A 24739-nucleotide genomic window follows, 5' to 3' on the forward strand; every position below is an offset into this window, starting at 1 on the left:
AACACGCAACCACACCAAAGAACCCGAGGACACCATGAACGACGCCACCCTGCTCTCGTCAATGATTGCCCCCGTTGCCATGGGCGTGGCGCTGATAGCGGCGGCCATCGACGCGCAGCATCGCCGCATCCCGAACTGGCTGACCTTAGGTGCATGGCTTGCGGCGCTGCCGTTGCAGGTCGCAATCCATGGCTTCGGCAATGGCGCGCTGGAGTGGACGTGCGGCTGGCTTACGGGCCTGGCGATCTTCCTGCCCTTCTATCTGCTGCGCGGCATGGCTGCGGGCGACGTGAAGCTCATGGCCGCCGTAGGTGCCTGGCTTGGTGCGTTCATGGCTTTTGAGATTGCAATGGCCACGTTCGTGATCGGTGGCATCTGGGCGCTGGTATTTACCCTCCGGCATAAGCGCATGGCGCAGCTGCGCCGGAACCTGCGCGACGTCCTGTTGACGTCGGCGCAGGTCAGCCGGGAAGCCGGCGCGCCAACGCCGCAAGCCGATGCCTCTTGGTCGGTGGGCACGTTGCCGTACGGCGTTGCGATTGCCGCCGGCACGATTGCAGTCTTGTTTGCATCGGCCTGATGCGCGCAATTCGCACATCTTGGCGCGCACTTCGTATTCACTCAGCCAAACGGTGATGAAGATGATCGGGGACCAAAGAATCGAGCACACAGAATTCGGGCACGCCCAACATGCGCCGCGCTCGCTCGAGGCCGTGCCATCGCCCACCGGGCTGGACGCCGCCCGTCGCGAGCCCGCTGCCCCTTGGCACATCCTGCCCCGCACCGTGGCCGAAACGGGCCTGGACATCTCGTTGCTGCTCGGCCTGCTCATGAAAGTGGCCTACCTGCATCGCAGTGCCACGCTGGTCATGCTGATGGACACCATCAAGCTGCCCGCCATGGTCATCAATGAAGTGGCGGCCTACGCCGTGCGCGAGCGCATGCTGGAAGTCGCCCACCGTGGCGCCAACGACCTGGACGTGCGCTTTCACCTGACCGACGCCGGCTATGCACGCGCCGCTGAATTCACTGCGCGCTGCAGCTATGTCGGCGCCGCGCCCGTCACGCTGGAAGCCTATGTTGAATCCGTTCAACGGCACTCCATCCAGTTCGCATCGTTGTCCAAGACTGATGTCACCACCGCCTTCAGCACGTTCGTGATGCCGCCGGACCTGCTCGACGATGTGGGCGTCGCACTGAACACGAGCCGCGCGCTGATGCTCTACGGCCCTGCCGGCGGCGGCAAGACCTATCTCGCCCAGCACCTCGGGATGCTGCTGCCCGGCGCCGTGCCGGTGCCGCACGCCATCACGATCGCGGGCGAGATCATCCAGATCTTCGACCCACTCGTGCACGTGGCGCAGGAAGACGAAGAAGGCCCCGTGGCCCGGCGCCCGCTGGATCGCCGCTGGCAGATGTGCCATCGGCCCGCGGTGCTCTCCGGCGGCGAGCTGACGCTGGAGATGCTCGAGCTGCGCTATGACGGCACGACCGGCTTCTATCAAGCGCCCCCGCACATGAAGGCCAACTGCGGCATCTACATCGTCGATGACCTTGGCCGCCAGCAAGTGGGCGTGAGCGAACTGCTCAACCGCTGGATCGTGCCGCTGGACCGCCGCGTCGACATGTTCTCGCTGCGCAATGGCGTTCGGTTTTCCGTGCCGTTCGATGTTTGGCCGATCTTCTCGACCAACCTTGAACCGGCACAGTTGGGTGACGACGCCTTCCTGCGCCGGCTCGGCAGCAAGCTTTACGTAGGCCCGCTCTCGGTGGCCGACTACCGCGAGGTCTATCTGCGCGCTGCGCAGGATCTCGGCCTGCAGAACGCAGATGCCGCCTTCAATTACCTGCGCGAAGCGCTGCACGAGGGCAGCGGCAAACCGTTGCTGGCCTGCATTCCGCGCGATCTGCTGCGCCTGGTGGCCTCCGCAGTCCAGTACCACGGTGGGCCGCCCGAGGTGACCGCAGAGGCGCTGCGCCGGGCATGGGACATCTACTTCTGTTCGCACACAGATTTCAAGACAACCGATTCCATGAGTGCGGGCATGGGCTGGCGGCAGGACAAGCAGGCTCGCACCTGAGCCTTGCCGATCCGATCCGCTCTATTGATCTCAGAAGGGGGAACTCATCATGAAAAACGCGCGTGCAATCGTGATGCTGGTCGTCGCATTGGTAGCGGGGATCGCGGCCGTTGTCTCTGCATCACGCTGGCTGTCTCAGCAATCATCCAGCTCCGTCAAACAAGTCGCGGTGGCCGCCAGCGACATGGATCTTGGCCAACCGCTGGGCAATGAGCAATTGCGCATGGTCAGCTGGCCAGCCGGCAGCTTGCCACCGGGCACGTTTGACGATCCCAAGGCGCTGCAAGGGCGCGTGGTGCGCGCGAGCCTGCAGAAAGGCGAACCGATTCTGGAGAGCAAGCTTGCACCCATCGGCACCAAGGGCGGGCTTTCTGCCGTCATCGCGGAAGGCAAGCGCGCCATTACCGTACGTGTGAATGATGTGGTGGGCGTAGCGGGCTTCGCATTGCCCGGCAACCTGGTCGACGTGATCGTCAACACCAATGAAGAAGCGAAGAGCGCGAACAACAATAACAACAGCATCTCCAAGATCGTGCTGGAAAAGATCCTGGTGCTGGCAGTCGCACAGCAAGTCAGCCGCGACGACACGCAACCCAAGGTCGTCAACGCGGTCACGCTGGAAGTGACACCCGATCAGGCAGAGAAGCTCGATGTGGCACGCAGCGTCGGAACGCTCTCGCTGGTGCTGCGCAATCAGGTCGACGTGGCCGCCACGGCAACCGGCGGCGCCACCAAGGGCACCTTGCTGGGCACGCCCGCAGCCGAGCCCGCACCCAAGGTGGTGATGGTCAGCACGACACGTGCAACCGCCAAGGTGCGCCACGTTGCCTCGGGCCCGATCCGGCAACGCGACTGCATCGGTGTACTGGCGGGCGTGCAAGGCAGCATGGAATGCTTCTGACCCGCCATACCTGACAGTCCTTCAACACGCATTGCAACGTAGAGGTTAACCAGCCACAGCGTATCAACCGCATTTTCATCCTGTGCAGCAGACCCTCGGGGGGGGAGATATGAAGACGAACCAAAAAACCAATGTCGCCACTGTCGCGCCACGTAGCGGACAGATCCTCGGCAGCACACGCCTGCTCGTCCTGGCAAGTGCCGCCAGTGCCATGCTCTGCATGCCAACGCACGCGACAGCACAAACGGCCATGGAAGCAGGTGCCGTAGCCAAGTCCACGACGGCACCGGTCGTGATGCAGTCCCGCGCCGGAGCATCCGCGCCAGTGCAGATGACGATCAGCATGAACCCGGCGCTGGCGACTGCGCCGGTGGCTGACGTACGGGGGCCAAACTGCATAGGCGCCGTGCGCGGCGAAAGCAGCGTAGTGGTGCCTGTTGGCAAGTCTTCGCTCATCTCGCTACCGGAGCCCGTGCGCAATCGCACCCTTGGCAATCCATCCGTGGTGCAGGCCACCATGGTGTCGCCGCAATCGATGTATCTGCTGGGCCGCAGTGTGGGCACCACCAACATGATCGTGCAGGGTCGCAGCGGCGCCTGCAGCATCGTCAATGTAGTGGTCAACGCAGATGCAGGCGGCTTGCAGACCTCGCTCGCGCAGCTGATGCCAGGGGAAAGCAAGATTCGTGTGATGACCGCGGCTGACAGCCTGGTACTCGCCGGCAACGTGTCGAGCGCGCAGGCCGCGCAGCAAGCCATGGAAATCGCACACGCCTATGCAGCCTCCGCACAGAGTGGCGCAGACAAGGGCGGTGGCGCAGCCGGTGCACCCGCAGGCGGCAGCGGCGCCAGCGTCATCAATATGATGATCGTGGATACGCCGCAGCAGGTCATGTTGGAAGTGAAGGTGGCGGAAGTGTCGAAGACCCTGCTGAACCAGCTGGGCTCGGCACTCAATGTCCAAGGCGGATTCGGCTCGTGGAGCGGCGGCCTGTTGACCTCCCTGTTGACCGGCTCGTCTACCGCGCTCTTTGGCAACAAGGCGAACAACCGGCCCTTCCAGGTTGAGCTGGATGCGCAAAAGAACGACAGCCTGGTGAAGATTCTTGCCGAGCCGAATCTCGTCACGCTCAGCGGGCAGGAAGCCAGCTTCCTGGCAGGCGGCAAGATCTACATCCCGGTTGCGCAGAGCAGCAGCTCAGGCGGCGCACCCACCATCACGCTGCAAGAAGAGGAATACGGCGTTGGCCTGAAGTTCACGCCAACCGTGATGGCCAATGGCCGCATCAACCTCAAGGTGGCACCGGAGGTGTCGGAACTCTCGCCCACGGGCGCAACTGTCACTGGTGCCAACACGAACGGCCAGACCATCCTGCCGCTCATCACCACGCGGCGCGCGTCCACCACCGTGCAGATGCGTGACGGAGAGAGCTTCGCCATCGGTGGGCTGCTGCAAGACAACGCACGCGGCTCGCTGAAGGCATTGCCTGGCGCGGGTGAAATCCCCGTCCTGGGCACGCTCTTCCGCAGCACGCAGTTCCAGCATGATCTGACGGAGCTGGTCATCGTCATCACGCCGCGACTGGTGCAGCCAATGCAGACAGCCTCGTATCCGCTGCCGACTGACAGCTTCTCGACGCCCAACGAGCTTGCCGTCTACCTGACGGGCAACATGGAAGGCTCCGGCCCCAAGAACCGCGCAGCCAAACCAGCAACGGCCGCTTCGCCTGCCACGGCACCGCAGGCACCCGCACAGGCACCGAGCGCACCCACTGCGCCCAGCTCGCAGGCGCCGATGCCGGCCCCGGTTGCGCCCGCCCCGGTGGCCCAGGCCATCCCTGCCCCGCGCACTGAGGTGAGCATCGCCCCGCCCACGCAGCCGGCAAACGTCACGCCAGAAAAGCCGGCGGCCACGCTACCGGTTGCAGAGGCCGCGCCCGCCACAACATCGGCCCCGGCGCCCACGGACGACAACGCCGCGCGTGTTGCCCGAATCGAAGCCACCGCAGCACGGCTGGCCCAGGCCAGAACCAAGACGCAGGGCCGGCAGACGGCAGTGGCCGATACGACCACAACCCCGCAGACACGCTAACCCGGGAACCATGTGGAGATATGCCATGAACACCAATCTCAAATACCTGCAACGCGCCGCACTCGTGATCCTGGCTTGCCAGGCCCTGACTGCCTGCATGACCACGACACCCAACTGGGACAAGCACTTCGGCGAGGCCGTCACCAGCGTCAAGCAAGCACAGGTGATCAATCCCGACGCACCGGCCGGGTTGCCCGCGCTGAATGGCTATGACGGCAAAGCCGCAGTGGCCGCCATGAGCAACTATGACCGCTCGATGACCCGCTTCCCCGCTGGGGGTACTGGCACCGGCAGCGGTGGGTACGGCGGATTCGGCAGCGGCGGGTACGGCGGTAGCGGGATGTCCGGTAGCTTCTCGCGCTGACAGCACTTGGCGGGTGCCCAAACAGCATCCGCCATCGCCAGCCTGATACCAGGCCAGCCCTGTCACGGCGCGATGCAACGACACACAGAACACACGATCGAACGGGGAGCTTTGCCATGCTCAAGATCTTGATTGCCTCCGAAGACGGTGAACGCCTGGCTGACCTTGCACGCCTGGTAGCCGCCGCCGGCAGCTACCAGGTCATGCACCTGCATGCGGCACCGGGCAGCCTGTCCACGCATGCCTGCCAACTGCGCGGCGCGGATGCGCTCATCATCGACCAGCCAAGCAGTGGCCCCAGCCAGATGCTGAGCATCGAACTGCTGCGGCAGCAGTTCGCTGACCTGCCCTGCATCCTCGTCACGCAAACCCAGGAGCGCGACGACTTGATTCGCGCACTGCGCGCCGGCGTCAGTGACATCCTGACTTGGCCGCTGGAACGCGCCCAACTGACGACAGCGCTCACGCGGCTGGAAACCAACCACATCCCGAGAACGCGAGAGGAAGCGCGCGTGATTGCCTTCATCTCCAGCAAGGGCGGCGCCGGTTCCAGCTTCATCGCCAGCAACGTCGGCTACACGCTGGCAGCACATGAACACAAGCGCGTGCTGTTGATCGACCTGAACACGCAGTTCAGCGACACGCACTTTCTGGTGAGCAACAAGACACCACCCGCCACGCTGTCCGAAGTGTGCGCACAGGTCGACCGCCTGGACGATGCCTTCCTGGAAGCGTGTCTGACACGCGTGGCAAAGGACTTTGACGTCCTGGCCGGCGCCAGCGACCCCATCAAGGCGGGCGAGATCAAGAAGGACAAGATCGAGTACGTGCTCTCGCTGGTGTCACCGATCTACGACTTCATCCTGGTGGACGTCGGGCAAGCAATCAACCCGCTGTCGATTGCGGTGCTCGACCACTGCGACCAGATCTGCGTCGTGGTCCAGCCGACCATTGCCTTTGCGCGCACGGGGCGGCGCCTGCTGGATATCCTGCACGGACTGCATTACCCCGCCGAAAAGCTGCGCATCCTGGTCAACCGGCATGGCAAGCGTGACGAGCTACCACGCAGCACGCTGGAGCAAGTCTTCGGACAGAAGCTCTTTCATGTGCTGCCCGAAGATGCGGCCTCGGTGGATGACTCCATCTGCCAGGGCATGCCCATTGCCCAGCATCACCGCAGCAGCGCCATGGCCAAGGCGCTCATGGCCTTAGCCAACGTCTTCGCCACAGCGCGCGAGAACGATCGTCACGCATCGCAAGAGAAGGGCTTCTCCTTGAGCAAGTTCTTCTCGCGGGCCAAGACGTCGTCTCCGAACATTGCCTAAGTTTCTCCTGTCCATTTCGCCAGTCAGACGGAGCCCATCATGTCGATCCGCGAACAACTCTCCCGCCCGGACCACGCGCCGATGTCCATGAACGGACACGCACCGCACCACCACAGCGTGGCGGGCCATCCGGCCTATCGGGACTTCAAGAAAACCGTGCACGAAGTGGTGCTGGACCGCGTGGATCTGGAACGGCTGGCCCGTTTCCCGACCGAGCAGGTGCGCCACGAGATCGGCGCCCTGGTCAACAACATCATCGACGAAGAAAAGCTGCTGCTCAACGACACCGAGCGCCGGCAGATGACTACCGATGTGTATGACGAGATGTTCGGCTTCGGCCCGCTGGAGCCGCTGCTGCAGGACCCAACGGTGTCCGACATCCTGGTCAACACGGCAAAGCAGGTCTACGTCGAACGCCGCGGCAAGCTGGAACTTACCGACGTCACCTTCTACGACGATGCACACCTGATGAAGGTGATCGAGAAGATCGTCTCGCGCGTGGGCCGTCGCATTGATGAAACCAGCCCGATGGTGGATGCGCGGCTGCCCGATGGCTCGCGGGTGAACGCCATCATTCCGCCCTCGGCCATCGATGGCCCGCTGCTCTCGATCCGCCGGTTTGCGACCAACCCGCTGCAGGTGTCGGACTTGATCGATCTCAAGACACTCACGCCGCCCATGGCCAAGCTGATGCAAGCCTTGTCGCAAGCCAAGGTGAACGTGCTGGTGTCGGGCGGCACGGGCAGCGGCAAAACCACACTCCTGAACATCCTCTCGGGCTTCATCCCGGCCGACGAGCGGATGGTCACCATCGAAGATGCCGCAGAACTGCAACTGCGCCAACCGCACGTGCTGCGCCTGGAAACGCGCCCGCCCAACATCGAGGGTAAAGGTGAGATCACGCAGCGTGCACTGGTGCGCAACGCCCTGCGCATGCGGCCAGACCGCATCCTCCTGGGCGAAGTGCGCGGCGGCGAGGCCCTGGACATGCTCAATGCCATGAATACCGGCCACGAAGGGTCACTCACCACCGTGCACGCCAACACCCCGCGCGATGCGCTCACGCGCATGGAAAACATGGTGAACATGGCGGGCCTGAACCTGCCACCCAAAACAATCCGGCAGCAGATCGCTTCGGCCATCACCGTGATCATCCAGGTTGCGCGTTTGACGGATGGGCGCCGCAAAGTCATCAGCATCCAGGAGATCACCGGCATGGAAGGTGATGTCATCAACATGCAGGAAATCTTCACCTTCCAGCGCACGGGCATCGCGCAAGACGGCTCCGTCAAGGGGCTCTTCCGCGCCACGGGGGTCTATCCGAAATTTGCCGAGCGGCTGCGCGTGTTCGGGGTGGGCTTGCCAGACGAGACCTTTGACCCGCAAAGGCACTTTGAGGTCTAAAGGCTTGAAGTCAAAGCCACCACCAGTGTGGTCCAAGCGCGATCTAGAAACGGGGGCACCCTAAATGAACGAAATCTTCTACGCGTTCGCAATCCTGCTGTTCGCGGCCGTCGTGCTCTGCATCGAGGGGGTCTACCAGTGGTGGAACAACTACCACGGCCCCGAGGCCAAGCGTGTTGATGCCCGCATCCGTGCGCTGTCCGCGGGCGGACACGTCGGCACCGAGCAGCTCTCGATTCTCAAGAAACGCCTGCTGAGCGAATCACCGCAGTTCCAGCGCTGGTTGATGAGCCTGCCCCGCGTGAGCACGATCGACCGTTGGCTGGAGCAATCCGGCAGCGCTTGGTCGGTTGCGCAGCTCCTGGGATACACCATCCTGATCGGCGTCGGAGTACTGGCAGTCGGTGCGTTGCTGCCGTTCCCGTTTGGCATCGTGACGGCCTGCGCGCTGCTCATGTCTGCGCTACCGGTCTTGCACATCGCATCGCAGCGGCGCAAACGCCTGAAGAAGCTGGAGGCGCAGCTTCCCGACGCGGTGGACATGATTGCCCGTGCACTGCGCGCCGGCCACTCCTTCGCCAGCGCGCTAGGCATGGTCGGGCAGGAGATCAAGGAGCCGATGGGCCCCGAGTTCCGCACCACATTCGAAGAAATCAACTACGGCGTGTCGCTCGATGAAGCCTTGACCAACCTCGCCAAGCGAGTGCCCGTCAATGACCTGCGCTACTTCGTGATTGCCGTGCTCATCCAGCGCGAAAGCGGCGGAAACCTGGCGGAGATTCTCGACACCATCGGCAACCTTGTGCGCGAGCGCCTGAAGCTGTACGACAAGATCCGCGTGCTGTCAGCCGAAGGGCGGTTGTCGGCATGGATTCTCGGGCTGCTGCCCTTCGGCACCGCCGGCATGATCCTCATCGTCAATCCGGACTTCATGAAGGTGCTATGGACGGACCCGATGGGGCTGAAGATGATCGGCCTGGCAATGCTCAACATGGTGATGGGGCTGATCTGGATGCGCAAGATCATCCGCATCCGGGTCTGACGGACGTGCGATATGCAGCACAGTGACCTGACCTGACAACGTGACCTCGTTTTCTTGGGGGGAGACGATCATGCAAACGCTCTATTCCAATCAATATTTCATTCTGGCCCTGATCTTCGTGGCTGCCTTTGGCGGTGCACTTGGGCTGCTGCACCTGTTCTCTGCGAACCGCGCGCGCGGCCGGATGCAACAGATCGGCGGCCAGACCGTGGGCGCAGACCTGGCCGGCGTCCCCGACCATGCCTGGGTAGAGAAACTGGCCACCTGGGCCAAGCCGGTCTCGCAACTGTCGTTGCCCAAAGACGGCTGGGAGAACTCGCAACTGCGCATCCGCTTCATGAATGCCGGCTGGCGGCAACCGTGGGCGCCGTCGCTGTACTTTGGTGTGAAGACGGTGCTGGCGATCCTCTTCCCGCTGACCGCACTGCTGGTGCTGAGCAGCCGGCCGGAACATCACGACCAGGAGGTGGTCCTCGCTGTTCTGGGGCTACTGAGCGCCATTGGCTATTACGTGCCCAATGCGGCACTGGCACGCAAGGTCGAGCATCGTCAGCGCGATGTGTTTGAAGAGTTTCCCGATATGCTCGATCTGCTCACGGTGTGTGTAGAAGCCGGGCTCGGCCTGGACGCGGCCATGATGCGTGTGTCGGACGAACTCGCGCTGCGCTGCCCCGTGATGGCCGAAGAAATGGAACTCACGCTGCTGGAACTGCGTTCCGGGTTCCCCAAGGAAAAGGCACTCACCAACCTGGCGCTGCGCACCGGTGTGGAAGACGTCGACCGGTTTGCATCAATGCTGATCCAGGCAGACCGTTTCGGTACCAGCCTTGCCGACTCGCTGCGCGTGTTGTCCGACATGCTGCGCACCAAGCGCCGCATGCGTGCCGAAGAACAGGCCGCCAAGATCGCGCTGAAGCTGCTCTTCCCGCTGATCTTCTTCATCTTCCCGACGCTGCTGCTGGTGTTGCTCGGCCCAGCATTCATCCAGATCTACCGTGTGCTGCTGCCGACCATGACAGGCTCGGGAGGCTGACATGCACGCGCGAATATAGCTGGTGGTGAAGGCCCCCGGACTATCACCTGGCGTATGTGCTAGCGCGGTGGTCCTGTTCCCGGACGCGCGCCGGGTTTTTTCCTTTGTATCTTTAGCGTTTGGGATTGGGCTTCGTGTTGCTGGCTTCGGCTTCGAGGTTGCGCTTAGTGGTGTGCCTTCCCTTCGCGCGCTACCGGGGCGGGCGTTTGTGGCCCATCCCTGTTTCATTCCCTACCGGGGCTGACTCACTGTCTTGCCAAAGAAAGCCGGCAAAGATTGATGCGCCCGAGATAGCGACTTCGTCTTGCATTTCTGTCACCAGGGAAAGGGTGGGAAAGTCGCTTCGCTCAGACAGTTCCCCACCTTTTTCCTGGCCGCTTGCAGAAATTCAAGGTGCCATCTCGGCAGGGAAGTCAAAGGCCAACCCCTCTGGACACCAGCCCAAACGACAAGGCCAACCTCACGATGAGCTGGCCTTTTTCTCTGTTGCGCCGAACATGGCGCCAGAACCAAAAATCCACTCCACCTACACGGCGACCAAAGCAACGCCGAACTCTCGACGGTTTGGCCGTCCCTGCCATTGAAGACGCCTTGGATTCTGTTGCTGGGAGGAAAGAAGGAAGGAAAACTGCCTGAGCGCAGTGAGTTTTTCCCTTCCCCTCACTACAACATAAATTCAAGGAGGCTTCGCCATCTCGGGCCCATCAATCTTTGCCGGCTTCCCTTGGCAAGACCAAGAAAGTGGTTCAGGCCCGGCAGGGAACGAAAAAGGGGATGAACCACCAGGCCCATCCCCCACAAAAAAAGTGAACCCGACCAACGCCATTCAGGAGCAAACACTACTGCTATTAGGATCCTGCCCCATGACCTCTCGCGGCAAGTAAGTGGAAAACCCGGGCACAGCGAGCTGAGAAAAGCCAATCCAGGTAGCAGGCGAATAAGGCGCCACCGTCATACCGGTCACGCTGACTGCAACACCACCGCAGCTCGTAGCATCACAACTGGTGCTCACCACCCCACTGGTGTCGTACCACTGCACTGACACATTCGCAGACGTGAGCGTCGGAAGAATGGTCTGCATCTTGCTCAACACAGATGTCGAGCCCTGCCCGCAGACCACCGCCTGTCGCGCCCCCCAGCGCGTCGCTTCTCCCACGGCGTTCCAGGTAAAGAGAATGCGCCCAAAGTCGAGGATGCCAAGCAGCACCGTCAGAAAGAGCGCCACCACAATGGCGAACTCAACCGCCGTCGTACCTTTCTGATGTTTATTCATAGGACTGCCTCATGGTCACTGAGATGTTCCCAAACGGAAACGAGGTGATCGACCCGGTGCCGCCTGCATAGAAACGCAGGAACGCCATCATGTCGATCACCGGGTTGAACGTGTAGCCCGAGATCGTGACGGTGACGGTGTTGATGGCAGGGTTGGTCCCTTGTGCAATGTTGGACGTGCAGCTCGTGTTGGACGCATCGCATATGGAAACCATGCTGGACGTCAGCCCCGGTGCCAGCGGCACTTGCGTGCTGCCGACCGTCGGCGTGCCATAGACCGCCAGATTTGTTGCAGTCGTATAGGAGGTCGTGTTGCCGGCGGCCTGCGTGCTCAGGTAACGGGTGGCGTCTCGTGTGGCCTTGGCCAAGGTGTTGTACGTGTAGATGGCCCGGCCGAACTCCGTTACCGCAAAGGTGATGGCAAGCAGCAGGCTGAGCATGATGGCCAGTTCGACCAGCGCCACGCCCTGTTGTCGTTGTCGCGTCTTCATGGTTCGCTCCTACTGCACCAATGCTGGAACCAAGGGGCCCTTGCTGCCGCCCGCCAGGCCACTGGGTGAACACGGGCTGCTGGTGCCCCCTGCGTTGCCCAGGAACTCAAACTGCGGCGTGTTGTGGACACCGTCAATGGGCTGCAACATCAGCATGCAGGCGTAGTCGATGATCTTTGACGCGGATGAGATGACGGGTACTAGGACAACGCGCCGATTCACCCCATAGGTGGCCAAATCGCCACTGTTCCCGCTGGTGGCGAGGCTCTTGTAGCCGCCCTTGACGTTGAGCCCGGTGATCTTGTCGCCGCCGGTGACACTCGTCCCGGTATCGTCGTAGTTGGCATAGGCAAGCCGTTTGCTCTTGAAATTGGCAGCGCTCGGGTCAGAGCCCGCAGCAGGTGTGCCGCTGTAGGCGTTCTGCGGCACCGTGTTCGTCCAATTGGTCGACGTATAGGAGTAGCCCGTGAAATCCGGCTGCAGTTGCGATGCGTTTGACTTGTTCTTGTAGATGCCAAAGCGCCCGTTCCAGTTGTCGTCAACAGAGACCTTCGCACCAGGTGTCCCCAACTGATCACCGATCTTGGAATTGCAATAGCCCTGATCCATTTCGGTTTTCGTCTCGTTGGCATTGGTGGAGCCGTCGAGGTTGTACCAACCCATCTCACCCGGTGTAGTGGACCCGCCGGAGTACAGCATGCTGACCCACTCACCGATCTGGAAACCATAGTTGGGAGCCGTACCCCCGGATTTTGGGATCAGGGCCACTGGAATGGGGCACGTGCTCTGCGCATGTACACGCGTGGCCACCGCCAGCGCAGCAACGGCATTGCTGGTGGCACCACCAACGAACTTGATCAGGCGTGCCGTGATCCCGCTCTTGGTATGCGTGCACTTGACATAGCTCGACGAACTCGACGCCACGCCGGCCGCGCTGTAGGTGCCGTTCAGTGCCGTGCTGAACGTGACATCCGCGTTCGCCAACGATGCGGACGATGCTTGGTAGACGACGCGGTTGGCGTTGCCCGCTGTCAGCCCCGCATTCGTTGCCCGAGTCAGTGCATCCGATGCACCATCCAGTTCCTGCGCCGCTGACAAGGCACAGCTATCCACCGCTGACTGAAGCTCCGTCTTGGCCACGAACAAGCCACTCAAGTCGATGACCAGGCCTGCCATTCCCAGCAACACGGCAAGGGTCAAGCCGACCATTGGGAGCACCGCCCCTCGTTCTCTCTGTTTGGTATGCGCGCGCATATGCCTTCGCCTCCGCCGGTGTGAGTGGCTATCGGGCGTTGTACTGACTACCTGCCGCGGCTCGCCGGTCGCTTGCAGATTTCCCCGTCCCTTATCGTCAGTTGTAGCCGCCACAGACGCAGTCCGAAACTGGCCGTAGGTATGATTCAGCGATGAAACGCGAAGCCGCTTGGTGGCTTGCATTGCGGGCGGTTTGTGCAGGCAGCCCATGTTGCCCTCCGCTAGCGGAACGTCCAGAACCGATGCAATAAAAAGGTGAGCGGCGGCACCACCGACAAGATCGCCGCAAGCCCGACCCAGTAGCTCAGGCCCAACGTCTGGGCTAGCCACGAGATCGCAAGCGTCAGCGCCAAGCAGAGCAGCGAGACGGCGTAGAAGCGCAAGAAGTTCGCGCGTCCGGGCTTGGCCGAAAAGCTCCACAGCGCGTTGAGCAGGTACGAGCAGACGTTGGCGCAGATGAACGCAACGCCGTTGGCCGTCACCTGAGAGGCAGAAAAACCGTTGATGAGCGTGGTGGCGATGGCAACATGCATGCCGGTGGCCACAACACCGGAGACCCCGAAGCGGAACACGCGGGTCACCATCGTGCGGTCCGGCAACCGCCGTACAAGCGTGGGCGGCAGCACACCCGCCAATGCGTTCATGACGCCCGATTCAGCGTGTCGCATGATGTCCCCCCGTCCCTCTGTCACCATTCTTGGTGGCCCGAGGCAGGGGGGAAATCGATCAAACGGATGACGAAGCAGCCGGGAATTAGACGAGCGTGACGAGCGGAGTGCGTGACGCGTCAGTCCGCGTCGCCGTTGTCACTGCCGCCGTGCGTGCGGTCAAAGCGGCGCAGCGTGTCGATGCGCTCGCGCGTCAGCGGGTGAGACGAGAAGAACGCCGAGGCATCGTCATCGCTGGCGGCGTCGGCCTTCTTCGTGGCATCGGCCTTGCGCGTGCCGCCATGCGTGTCTTCCAGCGCCTGCAGCACGTCGGCAAACGCACCGACGGACAAGCCGTTCTCCTGCAGCAGCAACGCGGCATAGTGGTCGGCGTCGCGCTCGTAGTCACGCGAATAGCGCAGCGTCAGCAGCGCCGCCGGCACGCCTGACAGAATGGTCGAAACATCGCCAAACAGCAGCGCCGCCGTGGCTCCAATGGCCGACGACTGAATCACCTGCCGCAGCCCGTGGCGATATTCAACGTGACCTGCCTCGTGCGCCAGCACACCCGTCAGGCCATCGCCCTCACCCACCAGCTTGACCAGCGCGTCAGTCACGACAATGTCGCCGCCGGGCAGCGCAAAGGCATTGGCGCCGATGTCGGCATCACGAAAAACAATGTGATACGTGTGCGTGGCCTGCGGCGGCCTGTGCAGGGCGGCAAACCGTGCACGGATGCGGTCTTGCTGCGCGGCGGGCAGCTTGCTGGGCCGGAGCCAGCGCTCGTCCATGGCTTTCAGCGTGCTGCGCCCGAGCTGTGCCTCGGCGCGCTGCGGCACCATATTGGCCACCACCTTGGCGCCCCACGGCAAGCCGTAGCGATAGCCCAGCGCCAGCACCACCACCATGGCCAGCAGCGCGCCCAGCGCCAGCTTCCAGCTGTTCTGCGCCAGCACGACCCAGCCCTCGCGATAGCCGGTGCGATGCAGCAGCGCATTCAGCGATGCCTGCTCCGCCGGGTCGGTGATCTCGCAGAACGCGCCGTCCTCGAACGTAATCAAGCGCGGTGCATGCTTCACGCGCTCCGACACCCGCAGCGTAGAGAGCGGCGCGCGGCGCAGCGCCGTGCCCTCCGCGTCGAACAGCACCGCCTCGCCCGCCTCGACGGCAAGGCGCACGGGTTGCGCGCGCGAGGTACGGCCGTCGAAGTAGGTCGCGATAATCACAGGGGTTGCCTTTGCCTGCAGCGCGCTTACAGCGCGATGTCGATGTCGTACCAGTCCACCGTGGCGTCGCCCAGGGCGCTCACCTTGGTGGTCTCGCCAGCAACGAAGGTGTCGAGTGAGCCCGACGCAAACATCGTCACGGATTCGAGCTTGTAGCGTGCAGTACGCACCCGTGCAAAGGGCGTGAACAGGCCGACGGTGATCACGATCATCACGGCGTTCGACACGAAGATCCAGAACAGCTTGCCTGCACCGACCTGGCTCTGAAAGCGGTGCGCGCCCAGCGTCGTGTTGCTCCACACCAGGTTCTGCAGGCGCGACAGAACGTACGGGGTCAGGAACAGCATCGCCGCATACATGAACAACCCGATGACGATGAAGCCGAAGATCTGACCTATGCCCGGCGCGCGATGGAACGACACCCCCAGCAACAGCGACAGCACACCAGCCACCACGACGGCGAGCACCGCCAACCCGAAGGTGCGCAGATACACGCCGTAGAAGTTGCCCGGCGTGCCCGAGAAATCAAATGATGCGGTACCGAAGCGCGTGTTCTTGTGTTGGAAACGCTTGAAGCGCTGATGCGCCAGCGGCGCCAGCAGGTAGAGCGAAAACACGCTCAGAATCGGCCACACCAGAAACACCATGTAGCCCTCGGCATCCTTGCCAGTAAAGGCGAAGCGCAGGCCGCGATAGCTGGAATTGGCCATACGGAAACGCAGCGAGCGCACGAGCAGCCACGGAAACGCAGCGGCCATCAATGCAAGCAGCGCCAACCCCAGCAGCGGCGACGAATGGCCCAGGAGGTTGAACGCAAGCGCCAGTACGAAAATAATCGCGCGGCCCTTCAGAATGGCGATCGGGCTGCCGTGATAGTCGAAGCTCGAACCGGCCAGCTGCGTGTTGCGATAGAAATACTGCAACGTGCGCACCTTCGCCCAGGCCGAGTAGATGCCCAGCGTAACGATGGTCAGCAGCAGATTGACGATCCAGATGCGGAAGTATTCGGAGCCACTGCCGATAAAGCGCAGTCGCAAGGGCTGCGGCGCAGCCGGAGCGGGGGCGCTGCCCAGGACGGACTCGCGTGCGATGTCGTTCATCTGTTTTCCCTTCCCTGAGTTGTTGTCGTGCCCGCTTCAGGACGCTGATCGATACTTAACGACGCTGAGGCTCGCGGGTGGGCCGATTGTAGCGAAGCCCACTGCATTGCAGCGTTAACGCCGTCTTAACAAAGCAGGCAACAAAAAACCCCGCGGGCTCGCACCCACGGGGTTTTTTGCTTGGAACAGCCATCCCGAAAAATGGCCGGGCCAGGTTGCCGAACAGGCAAATTACATCATGCCGTCCATGCCGCCCATGCCACCCATGCCGCCCGGCATTGCCGGAGCTGCATCGTCCTTCGGCAGTTCTGCCACGGCGCAATCCGTGGTCAGCATCAGCGAAGCGACCGAAGCGGCGTTCTGCAGAGCGGTGCGGGTCACCTTGGTCGGGTCCAGCACGCCCATCTCCACCAGGTCACCGTACTCGCCGGTCGAAGCGTTGTAGCCGTAGTTGCCCTGGCCGGCGATGACGTTGGCCACCACCACCGAAGCCTCGTCGCCAGCGTTCGTGACGATCTGACGCAGCGGCTCTTCCATGGCGCGCAGCACGATCTTGATACCGGCGTCTTGGTCAGGGTTGGCACCCTTCAGGCCGGAGATCAGCGCACGGGCGCGCAGCAGTGCAACACCGCCGCCAGCCACGATACCTTCTTCCACGGCAGCGCGCGTTGCGTGCAGAGCATCTTCCACGCGGGCCTTCTTTTCCTTCATTTCGACTTCGGTGGCAGCGCCAACCTTGATCACAGCAACACCGCCGGCCAGCTTGGCCACGCGCTCTTGCAGCTTCTCACGGTCGTAGTCCGAGGTCGCTTCTTCGATCTGGGCACGCACTTGCTTCACGCGGGCTTCGATGTTGCGGGCGTCGCCTGCGCCATCGATGATCGTGGTGTTTTCCTTGCCGATTTCAACGCGCTTGGCTTGGCCCAGGTCGTTCAGGGTTGCCTTTTCCAGCGTCAGGCCGACTTCTTCAGCGATGACTTGGCCGCCCGTCAGGATGGCGATGTCTTCCAGCATGGCCTTGCGGCGGTCGCCGAAGCCCGGTGCCTTGACGGCGGCGGTCTTCAGGATGCCACGGATGTTGTTGACCACCAGCGTTGCCAGGGCTTCGCCTTCAACGTCTTCAGCGATGATCAGCAGCGGACGGCCAGCCTTGGCGACTTGTTCCAGCACCGGCAGCAGGTCGCGGATGTTGCTGACCTTCTTGTCGAACAGCAGCACGAACGGGTTGTCCAGCTGGACAACTTGCTTTTCCGGGTTGTTGATGAAGTACGGCGACAGGTAGCCGCGGTCGAACTGCATGCCTTCCACGACGTCCAGCTCGTCGGCCAGCGACTTGCCGTCTTCCACCGTGATCACGCCTTCCTTGCCGACCTTGTCCATGGCTTCAGCGATGCGCTGGCCGATGGATTCGTCGCTGTTGGCCGAGATGGCGCCAACTTGAGCGATTTCCTTGCTGGTGGTCGTCGGCTTGCTGATCTTCTTCAGTTCTTCGACGGCAGCGCCGACAGCCTTGTCGATGCCGCGCTTCAGGTCCATCGGGTTCATGCCGGCGGCAACGTACTTCATGCCTTCGCGCACGATCGACTGGGCCAGCACCGTTGCGGTGGTGGTGCCGTCACCGGCGTTGTCGCTGGTCTTGGAAGCGACTTCCTTGACCATTTGCGCGCCCATGTTCTGCAGCTTGTCCTTCAGCTCGATTTCCTTGGCGACCGACACACCGTCCTTGGTCACGGTCGGACCACCGAAGCTGCGCTCCAACACCACGTTACGGCCCTTCGGGCCCAGGGTCACCTTGACTGCGTTGGCGAGAATGTTCACGCCTTCGACCATCTTGGCACGTGCGGCGTCGCCGAACACTACGTCTTTAGCTGCCATCTTGAGAATCTCCGAGATCTTTGGATGTTGCCTACACCGGGGGAATCCGCCGGGCAGACAATGAGGATTGGTTTACTGGTAAGCCGATGCGACAGAGCGCCCGCTTACTTCGCCACCACGGCCATGATGTCTTCTTCGCGCATGACCAGGACTTCCTGACCATCCACCTTGACGCCTTGGCCGGCGTACTTGCCGAACAGCACGCGGTCGCCGACCTTCACGTCCAGCGCGATCGCATTGCCCTTATCGTCTTTCTTGCCCGGACCGACGGCCAGCACTTCGCCTTGATCCGGCTTTTCAGCGGCGGCGTCAGGAATGACGATGCCCGAAGCGGTCTTCGTTTCGTTGTCCAGGCGCTTCACGATCACGCGATCATGCAAGGGACGCAGGTTCATACAAACTCCTCAATGCAAAGTGAGTGTTTATTCACAAAACGCGCCGCGGGACGCGGCGCATCGGGAAAGCATCGGGGGTGGAGGCATTGTTAGCACTCCTGCCCGGCGAGTGCTAATTATAGGGACGGGGTATTACGATTTCAAGAAGGGGGGGTGGCTGAAGTTGTTGTGGTCGAGATTCACGCAACTCTGAACTTTGTTCACTCAACTCTGAACTCTGCCTGGTGCCGCCCCGGCCTCGCACTGAAAATCCCTTCATCCTCAATGATTTAGCGTATTCGATGTGATGAGGGCACAGTGACGAAAGAGAGCCGCCGCTCTCTGAAAACGAAGCTCACTCAAATTGAGCAGCCTCTCGCAGCTCCATAAATGTGCCTCACGGATCTCAAAAAATCTGCACCGCACCCGGTTGAAGTGTTGATCAAGACCACTGGGCACAAGGAGGCGCGGTCCACCCATCCTCCAATAGCACCTCCTAAATGGCGTCGGCATCGGCGGTACCAAAAACGGGAGAGGTGGGGTGCGCCAGATTTTTACCGGAGGGCAACACCGCCACAGCCAGTCTTTCAACGCAATAGCGGTGTGACGATCCGATCGCGGGACTCAGTGGTCCAGGTGGGTCCACGGGAGTGCCGACCGTTATCAGCCAGGACGCCGTTGCGGCTAATCGTGGAGTTGACCGGAATGCACCACACGGGACACGCACCAAGCGGCCGGCCACCGCGTTACCAGCAACCACCACGACTCGGTGGACGGCGCGGGCTAGGAAATGCTCTTCGTGGCTGCAGATGCCCGCGCTCGCATCGCGTTCACAGCCACGCCCCCGGATAAGAGGAGGGTCAGCCCCGCGCAGTTCCTGCGTGACGCCGTTGCGTACTACGCTGGGGTTGGCATCCTCTGCCGCTGACGTTGGCTCTTGCGGCCAAATTCGATACAGAGCACTCCCCCGCTCGGCAGCGAGCAGGAGAGTGCTCTGATCAACGCGGCTGCCCTCAGCATCATTCGAAGCTGGCGGGACGCGAACCAGTCGACACTACCTCACCGCGGAACGCCCCAATGTGCCGCTGCCCGCTGGAGCGAGAGGTGCACTCTTTCAATCTAGCCAACCGCGAATGGTCGATGCCATGACGTTCGTGGAAATCCCATAGCGATCGTGCAGGGTGGGAAGTGCCCCGGCATCGAGAAATGCGTCCGGCAGCCCAACCTGGCGGAACGGCACGCTCACCCCAGCTCGCATCAAGGTGCCGGCAACCGCCTCGCCCAGGCCGCCGATCACGGTGTGGTTCTCTGCCACCACCACGAGCCGGCCCGAGCGTCGTGCCTCACGCAGGATCGTCTCGGTATCGAGCGGCTTGATCGTCGGCACGTGCAGCACGCCCACGCCAATGCCGTCGTCCTCCAGCGCCTTGGCCACTTCCAGCGCGCGCATCGTCATGATGCCGGACGAAATGACCAGCACTTCGGCGCCATCGCGCAGCAGCTTGGCCTTGCCCAGTTCGAACTGATAGCCGTATTCGTCAAGCACCACCGGCACGTTGCCGCGCAGCAGGCGCGCATAGACAGGCCCGGCATGCGCTGCAATGGCCGGCACCATCTGCTCGATCTCCAGCGCGTCGCACGGGTCGATGACGGTCATGTTGGGCATGGCACGCATCAGTGCGAGATCTTCGGCGGCCTGGTGGCTGGGGCCATAGCCCGTCGTCAGGCCTGGCAGCGCGCAGACAATCTTCACGTCGAGATTGTCTTCAGCAATCGTCTGATGCATGAAGTCGTATGCACGACGCGTCGCGAAGACAGCGTAGGTCGTCACAAACGGCTGGGCGCCTTCGTTGGCCAGCCCGGCGGCGGCACCCATGAGTAGCTGCTCGGCCATGCCCATCTGGTAATAACGGTCCGGAAATTCCTTCGCGAAGATGTGCAGATCGGTGTACTTGCCCAGGTCTGCCGTCATGCCGACGACGTTCTGCTTCACGCGTGCCAGCTCGGCCAGCGCATGGCCGAACGGCGCCGGGCGTGTCGCCTGGCCCTCGCCCGCAATGGAGGCGATCATGGCCGAGGTCTTCAGCTTGGGCTTGTTGATGACGGTGCTGCTCATGCGGTCCTCCCGGCTTCCAGTGCTTGCAGCGCGAGCTGCCATTCGTGCGCGTCAACGCGGATGAAGTGATTCTTTTCGCGCTGCTCCAGGAACGGAACACCGCAACCCATGCGGGTATCGCAGATGATCATGCGCGGCTGAGCACCCTTGTGCGTGCGTGCAGCATCGAACGCCACCTTAACTGCATCGATGTCGTTGCCGTCCACGCGCTGCGTGAACCAGCCAAACGCCTCCAGCTTGGGCAACAGGGGCTCGAACGCCATGATCTGCGTCGATGGGCCGTCGGCCTGCTGGTTGTTCACGTCAACCACGGCGATGAGGTTGTCCAGCTTCCAGTGCGCGGCCGACAGCAGGCCTTCCCATACGGCGCCTTCATCCAGCTCGCCATCTGAGAACAGCGTGTAGACAAACGCGTCGGAGCCCTTGCGTTTGAGCCCGAGGCAGCGGCCGACGGCAATCGTGAGCCCCTGGCCGAGCGAGCCGCCGGACATCTCCATACCGGGCGTATAGCTGGCCATGCCGGACATTGGCAGGCGGCTGTCGTCACTGCCGTACGTCTCCAGTTCCTCGGCGGGCAGGATTCCGGCTTCGAGCAATGCGGCGTAGAGCGCGATCGCATAGTGGCCGTTGGAGAGCAGGAAGCGGTCGCGGCCTTCCCAGTCGGGGTCTTCTGGCCGATAGCGCATGGCGCCGAAGTAAGCGACGGCCAGCACGTCGGCGATGTCGAGCGCCTGCCCGATATAGCCCTGGCCCTGCACTTCGCCCATCAGCAGGGCGTTGCGGCGGATTCGGTAAGCGCGCTCGGCCAGGGGCACGGCGTCAGTTGGGGGCAATGATGTGGAAGTCATGATGGTTCCTGTGATGAAGCGGGAAGCACGAGGCAGAGACAGTCACCGACTCAACGGTTGACGACCTTGGCCGGCACGAAGAACACCAGCACAGCGCCAAGCACGATGGCCGAGGAAATGAAGATCAGCCCAGCCGTTGATTTACCCGTCAGGTCGTTAAGCCACCCGACGATGGCCGGCGAGAAGAATCCGGCAAGATTGGCGAAGCAGTTGACCGCAGCGATGCCCGCAGCGGCCGACATGCCGCCCAGCATGGCCGTGGGCAACGACCAGAACTGCGACGACGAAGACAGGATCCCGGCGGCAGCAATGCTCAGGCACACCAGTGCTGCGCCCACGTTGCCAATTAACGGCAGCGCAGCGAACCCGGCGGCAGCCACCAGCATCGGCACGGCAAGATGCAGGCGGCGCTCGCGGCGGCGGTCTGCGCTCATGCCGACCAGGGGCAGCGCGACGATGGCGCAGATGTACGGCACCGCGGTGAACACGCCCACCCACAGCGGATCGGCCACGCCAGCCTTGCGGATCAGGGTCGGCAGCCAGAACGTCAGCCCGTATTGCCCCAGCACCACGCAGAAGTAGATGGCGGCCAGCAGCCACAGGCGGCGGTCTGCGATGAAGGCGCCCACCGACCCATGCGCGGTCTTCTGCGCGTTGTCACCGGCGACGTTGCGCTCAAGCAGCGCCTTTTCTGCGTCGGTCAGCCACTTGGCCTGGGCGATGCCGTTGTCCAGATAGAGCAGGATGGCCACGCCCAGCAGCAGCGACGGCAAAGCCTCGATCAGAAACAGCCACTTCCACCCAGCCAACCCCGCCACATCGTGAAAGGTGTGCAGGATGTAGCCAGACAGCGGCCCCCCGACGATGCCAGCCAGTGGAATGGCCATGAAGAACATCGACAGTGCCTTGGCCCGGCGCTGTGACGGAAACCAGTACGTCATGTACAGGATGACGCCGGGTGCGAAACCGGCTTCGGCCACCCCGAGCAGAAAGCGCAGCACGTAGAACGACGTCGGCGTGCTCACGAAGGCAAAGCCTGCCGAGATGGCGGCCCACGTCAGCATGTTGCGCGCGCCGACCTTGTGCAGGATCACATTGCTCGGCACTTCAAACAGGAAGTAGCCGAGAAAGAAGATGCCAGCTCCCAGGCCATACACCGTCTCGCTGAAACGCAGGTCGTTGAGCATCTGCAGCTTGGCGAACCCCACGTTGACGCGATCAAGGTAGGCACCCAGATAACAGATCATCAGGAACGGAATGAGCCGGCGCGCGACCTTGGCGTAGGTGCGGGACTCGAACGTGGCCGCATCGGTGCGCGCCAACTCATCGCCCGGCAGGGGCGAAGCAAGCTTCGTGGTCATGGTGTCTCCTACCATGTGCCCCGGGTGGACCCGGGTGCATGTGTCTCGAAGAAGGCCACGGATATGCGAGCCGTGGCGATGAAGGTTGCGTCGTTTAGTGAATCAGCATGCCGCCGTTCACGTCGAGCGTGATGCCTGTCATGTAAGCAGACAGATCACTGATGAGGAACAAGCACGCATTGGCAACGTCCGCAGCATCACCGAGCCGGCCAAGGGGGATACCCTTGATGATCTCGGTGCGCATCTCGGGCGTGAGCTTGTCACCGGTGATGTCGGTCTGGATGAGCCCTGGTGTGATGGAATTGACGCGGACATTGTCGCCGCCGAATTCCCGGGCCATGGCCTTGGCAAGGCCAAGCACGCCTGCCTTGGCAGCGCTGTAATGGGGCCCGCCGAAGATGCCACCGCCGCGTTGCGCAGACACCGACGACATGCAGACAATGCTGCCGCGCTTGCGCGCCTTCATATGGGGCAGGACGGCTTGCGACATGTACAGCGTGCCGCGCAGGTTGACGTCGACCACCGCATCGAAATTGCCCGCCTGGATGTCGAGCGTGCGCAGCGGCTGGGTGATGCCTGCGTTGTTGATGAGTCCATCAATACGGTCGTATTTGGCAAGCGTGGCCTGTGCAGCCGCATCGCACGCAGCCCGATCGGTCACATCGCAGGCCAGGCCCAGGTGGCCTTCACCGAGTTCGCGCGCCGCCTGTTCGGCATCTTCGCGCCGCAGGTCGAGTACGACCACATGCGCGCCTTGTGCGGCAAGTGCCTTTGCGGTGGCCCGCCCGATACCGCGCGGCGAAGCGGCACCGGTCACGATCACGACCCTGTTCTCAAGCAACATCGTTGTCTCCTGGCTGTTGGAATCTTGTTGGCTGCAGTGTTGTGCCAGCAGGCGATTCGATCAACGCAGTTGGATTCAACTATGGCTGAGAAATTTTCAGATGAAGCCGGGCATGCCACTGGTGCGGCGCACCATCGCGCCCCGGCAAGCTAGGCGCCCGGTGCTGTTTTGACCTGCCGGTCGACCCAGGCGAGAAAGCGCGCCACGCGCGGCAGTTCGGCATTCTGGGGTGGGAAGACGATATGGTGGCCCGCCACCTCCAGCGCGTGGTCCTTGCCAAATACCGGCACGAGCCGGCCCTGGTCGATCAGGACCGATGCGAGCAACGTGCTTTCCAGCGCCACGCCCAGGCCGAGCGCCGCAGTCTCGAGCGACATGTACGAACGGTCGAAGGCGAAGTCGAACGACACGTGCATGTGCTCGACGCCAACGCGTGCAAACCACTGCTGCCACTGCACGATCGGCGTCTCCGACCGAATGAGCCGATGCGCGAGCAAGTCTTGCGGCGACTGCACGGGGTGCCGTTCGAGGTATGCCGGTGAGGCCAGCGGAGCGATGTGCTCGGTGCGCAGCGTCCTGATCTGCACGTCGCGCCAATGCGCGTGTCCGTAGCGGATGTCGAGGTCGTAGAACCCGCTGGTGAACGAGACGTCTTCATACGAACACGACACGTTCAACCGAATGTCGCTGTGATCCTCCTGGAATGCCGCGAGCCGGGGCAACAGCCACATCAGGCCAAAGCTCGGGCTGGAATGCACGCGAAGAATCTCGACATCGGCGCGGCTGGAGGCGCGCTCCGTGGCACGGTTGAGTTCGGCCAGCGCGCCCGTCACCTCACGCAGATACTGCTCGCCCACGGGCGTGAGTACGAGCCCTCTCCCTTGCCGGAAGAACAGGGGCTGACCGATCGCCGCCTCCAGGTTGCTGATCTGATGGCTAACGGCAGAGGCCGTCAGCCCCAGCTCTTCGGACGCACGATTTACGCTCTTGGTCCGCGCGACGGACTCGAATGCGATGATCGCCTTCATTGGGGGAATGCGCATCTTTCGCGTGGCCGATGTCGGCGGGCAGTTGGCGAAATACGGAGCC

The 24739-nt window shown here is 62.5% G+C and carries 22 protein-coding genes; 9 read left to right on the forward strand and 13 right to left on the reverse strand.

Annotation, left to right across the window (positions count from 1 at the left end; translation table 11 throughout):
- The first annotated feature begins 34 nt into the window (after positions 1–34).
- The 9 genes from M1D44_RS11105 to M1D44_RS11145 all read left to right on the forward strand — a co-directional run bounded on the left by M1D44_RS11105 (position 35) and on the right by M1D44_RS11145 (position 10242).
- Complete coding sequence (locus M1D44_RS11105; protein ID WP_316853226.1) at positions 35–580, forward strand: A24 family peptidase; 546 nt, start codon at positions 35–37, stop codon at positions 578–580.
- A 61-nt stretch (positions 581–641) separates the two neighbouring features.
- Positions 642–2081, forward strand: a complete 1440-nt coding sequence (locus tag M1D44_RS11110) for a P-loop NTPase family protein (RefSeq protein WP_316853225.1) — start codon at positions 642–644, stop codon at positions 2079–2081.
- 49 nt (positions 2082–2130) lie between these two features.
- On the forward strand, positions 2131–2982 hold the full coding sequence (gene cpaB / locus M1D44_RS11115) for a Flp pilus assembly protein CpaB (protein ID WP_024976446.1): 852 nt from the start codon (positions 2131–2133) through the stop codon (positions 2980–2982).
- A gap of 109 nt (positions 2983–3091) precedes the next feature.
- A complete protein-coding gene (locus M1D44_RS11120) occupies positions 3092–5074 on the forward strand; it encodes a type II and III secretion system protein family protein (RefSeq protein ID WP_112185624.1) in 1983 nt (660 codons plus the stop codon).
- A gap of 25 nt (positions 5075–5099) precedes the next feature.
- A complete protein-coding gene (locus M1D44_RS11125) occupies positions 5100–5438 on the forward strand; it encodes a hypothetical protein (RefSeq protein WP_024976448.1) in 339 nt (112 codons plus the stop codon).
- 116 nt (positions 5439–5554) lie between these two features.
- Complete coding sequence (locus M1D44_RS11130) at positions 5555–6763, forward strand: AAA family ATPase (protein ID WP_316853224.1); 1209 nt, start codon at positions 5555–5557, stop codon at positions 6761–6763.
- A gap of 39 nt (positions 6764–6802) precedes the next feature.
- A complete protein-coding gene (locus M1D44_RS11135; RefSeq protein ID WP_316853223.1) occupies positions 6803–8167 on the forward strand; it encodes a CpaF family protein in 1365 nt (454 codons plus the stop codon).
- Between the two features lie 64 nt (positions 8168–8231).
- Complete coding sequence (locus tag M1D44_RS11140; RefSeq protein WP_024976451.1) at positions 8232–9209, forward strand: type II secretion system F family protein; 978 nt, start codon at positions 8232–8234, stop codon at positions 9207–9209.
- A gap of 70 nt (positions 9210–9279) precedes the next feature.
- Positions 9280–10242 carry a type II secretion system F family protein gene (locus tag M1D44_RS11145; protein WP_316853222.1) on the forward strand — a complete coding sequence of 321 codons (963 nt, stop codon included), beginning with the start codon at positions 9280–9282 and terminating at the stop codon, positions 10240–10242.
- 826 nt (positions 10243–11068) lie between these two features.
- Here the strand turns inward: M1D44_RS11145 and M1D44_RS11150 are convergent.
- The 13 genes from M1D44_RS11150 to M1D44_RS11210 form a co-directional block, all read right to left on the reverse strand.
- Complete coding sequence (locus tag M1D44_RS11150) at positions 11069–11515, reverse strand: TadE/TadG family type IV pilus assembly protein (protein ID WP_024976453.1); 447 nt, start codon at positions 11513–11515, stop codon at positions 11069–11071.
- On the reverse strand, positions 11508–12005 hold the full coding sequence (locus M1D44_RS11155) for a TadE/TadG family type IV pilus assembly protein (RefSeq protein WP_316853221.1): 498 nt from the start codon (positions 12003–12005) through the stop codon (positions 11508–11510). Before M1D44_RS11155 ends, M1D44_RS11150 begins: the two co-directional genes overlap by 8 nt.
- Positions 12006–12014: 9 nt before the next feature.
- On the reverse strand, positions 12015–13259 hold the full coding sequence (locus tag M1D44_RS11160; RefSeq protein WP_024976455.1) for a pilus assembly protein TadG-related protein: 1245 nt from the start codon (positions 13257–13259) through the stop codon (positions 12015–12017).
- A 221-nt stretch (positions 13260–13480) separates the two neighbouring features.
- Positions 13481–13927: a GtrA family protein gene (locus M1D44_RS11165; RefSeq protein ID WP_024976456.1), complete on the reverse strand. Its 447-nt coding sequence runs from the start codon at positions 13925–13927 to the stop codon at positions 13481–13483.
- 119 nt (positions 13928–14046) lie between these two features.
- Positions 14047–15132 (reverse strand): M48 family metallopeptidase, encoded by a 1086-nt coding sequence (locus tag M1D44_RS11170; RefSeq protein ID WP_316853220.1) that lies wholly within the window; start codon positions 15130–15132, stop codon positions 14047–14049.
- 26 nt (positions 15133–15158) lie between these two features.
- Positions 15159–16232 carry a YjgN family protein gene (locus M1D44_RS11175; protein WP_112185636.1) on the reverse strand — a complete coding sequence of 358 codons (1074 nt, stop codon included), beginning with the start codon at positions 16230–16232 and terminating at the stop codon, positions 15159–15161.
- Positions 16233–16463: 231 nt separating this feature from the next.
- Entirely contained in the window at positions 16464–18107 is a 1644-nt protein-coding gene (gene groL / locus M1D44_RS11180) for a chaperonin GroEL (RefSeq protein ID WP_024976459.1), read from the reverse strand.
- Between the two features lie 104 nt (positions 18108–18211).
- The gene (gene groES / locus M1D44_RS11185) at positions 18212–18502 is read right to left on the reverse strand and encodes a co-chaperone GroES (protein WP_004629730.1); all 291 of its coding nucleotides are present in this window, start codon (positions 18500–18502) and stop codon (positions 18212–18214) included.
- A gap of 1093 nt (positions 18503–19595) precedes the next feature.
- A complete protein-coding gene (locus M1D44_RS11190; protein ID WP_461241606.1) occupies positions 19596–20597 on the reverse strand; it encodes a transketolase family protein in 1002 nt (333 codons plus the stop codon).
- Positions 20594–21445, reverse strand: coding sequence for a transketolase (locus tag M1D44_RS11195; RefSeq protein WP_439004482.1), 852 nt, complete (start codon positions 21443–21445; stop codon positions 20594–20596). Before M1D44_RS11195 ends, M1D44_RS11190 begins: the two co-directional genes overlap by 4 nt.
- A gap of 50 nt (positions 21446–21495) precedes the next feature.
- Positions 21496–22806: an MFS transporter gene (locus M1D44_RS11200; RefSeq protein WP_439004483.1), complete on the reverse strand. Its 1311-nt coding sequence runs from the start codon at positions 22804–22806 to the stop codon at positions 21496–21498.
- Between the two features lie 94 nt (positions 22807–22900).
- The gene (locus M1D44_RS11205; RefSeq protein WP_461241607.1) at positions 22901–23650 is read right to left on the reverse strand and encodes an SDR family NAD(P)-dependent oxidoreductase; all 750 of its coding nucleotides are present in this window, start codon (positions 23648–23650) and stop codon (positions 22901–22903) included.
- 149 nt (positions 23651–23799) lie between these two features.
- On the reverse strand, positions 23800–24693 hold the full coding sequence (locus tag M1D44_RS11210; RefSeq protein ID WP_316853217.1) for a LysR substrate-binding domain-containing protein: 894 nt from the start codon (positions 24691–24693) through the stop codon (positions 23800–23802).
- Positions 24694–24739 lie beyond the last annotated feature (46 nt).

Source organism: Ralstonia sp. SA306, from assembly GCF_054792405.1.

Bases quoted from the DNA above. Each gene is read 5' to 3' on its own strand.
- M1D44_RS11190 (WP_461241606.1), bottom strand. From the start codon at position 20,597: ATGAGCAGCACCGTCATCAACAAGCCCAAGCTGAAGACCTCGGCCATG.
- M1D44_RS11130 (WP_316853224.1), top strand. From the start codon at position 5,555: ATGCTCAAGATCTTGATTGCCTCCGAAGACGGTGAACGCCTGGCTGAC.
- M1D44_RS11140 (WP_024976451.1), top strand. From the start codon at position 8,232: ATGAACGAAATCTTCTACGCGTTCGCAATCCTGCTGTTCGCGGCCGTC.
- groES (WP_004629730.1), bottom strand. From the start codon at position 18,502: ATGAACCTGCGTCCCTTGCATGATCGCGTGATCGTGAAGCGCCTGGAC.
- M1D44_RS11175 (WP_112185636.1), bottom strand. From the start codon at position 16,232: ATGAACGACATCGCACGCGAGTCCGTCCTGGGCAGCGCCCCCGCTCCG.
- M1D44_RS11205 (WP_461241607.1), bottom strand. From the start codon at position 23,650: ATGTTGCTTGAGAACAGGGTCGTGATCGTGACCGGTGCCGCTTCGCCG.
- M1D44_RS11210 (WP_316853217.1), bottom strand. From the start codon at position 24,693: ATGCGCATTCCCCCAATGAAGGCGATCATCGCATTCGAGTCCGTCGCG.
- M1D44_RS11110 (WP_316853225.1), top strand. From the start codon at position 642: ATGATCGGGGACCAAAGAATCGAGCACACAGAATTCGGGCACGCCCAA.
- M1D44_RS11155 (WP_316853221.1), bottom strand. From the start codon at position 12,005: ATGAAGACGCGACAACGACAACAGGGCGTGGCGCTGGTCGAACTGGCC.
- M1D44_RS11195 (WP_439004482.1), bottom strand. From the start codon at position 21,445: ATGACTTCCACATCATTGCCCCCAACTGACGCCGTGCCCCTGGCCGAG.
- M1D44_RS11150 (WP_024976453.1), bottom strand. From the start codon at position 11,515: ATGAATAAACATCAGAAAGGTACGACGGCGGTTGAGTTCGCCATTGTG.
- M1D44_RS11165 (WP_024976456.1), bottom strand. From the start codon at position 13,927: ATGCGACACGCTGAATCGGGCGTCATGAACGCATTGGCGGGTGTGCTG.
- M1D44_RS11145 (WP_316853222.1), top strand. From the start codon at position 9,280: ATGCAAACGCTCTATTCCAATCAATATTTCATTCTGGCCCTGATCTTC.
- M1D44_RS11200 (WP_439004483.1), bottom strand. From the start codon at position 22,806: ATGACCACGAAGCTTGCTTCGCCCCTGCCGGGCGATGAGTTGGCGCGC.
- groL (WP_024976459.1), bottom strand. From the start codon at position 18,107: ATGGCAGCTAAAGACGTAGTGTTCGGCGACGCCGCACGTGCCAAGATG.
- M1D44_RS11160 (WP_024976455.1), bottom strand. From the start codon at position 13,259: ATGCGCGCGCATACCAAACAGAGAGAACGAGGGGCGGTGCTCCCAATG.
- M1D44_RS11125 (WP_024976448.1), top strand. From the start codon at position 5,100: ATGAACACCAATCTCAAATACCTGCAACGCGCCGCACTCGTGATCCTG.
- M1D44_RS11105 (WP_316853226.1), top strand. From the start codon at position 35: ATGAACGACGCCACCCTGCTCTCGTCAATGATTGCCCCCGTTGCCATG.
- M1D44_RS11135 (WP_316853223.1), top strand. From the start codon at position 6,803: ATGTCGATCCGCGAACAACTCTCCCGCCCGGACCACGCGCCGATGTCC.
- cpaB (WP_024976446.1), top strand. From the start codon at position 2,131: ATGAAAAACGCGCGTGCAATCGTGATGCTGGTCGTCGCATTGGTAGCG.
- M1D44_RS11120 (WP_112185624.1), top strand. From the start codon at position 3,092: ATGAAGACGAACCAAAAAACCAATGTCGCCACTGTCGCGCCACGTAGC.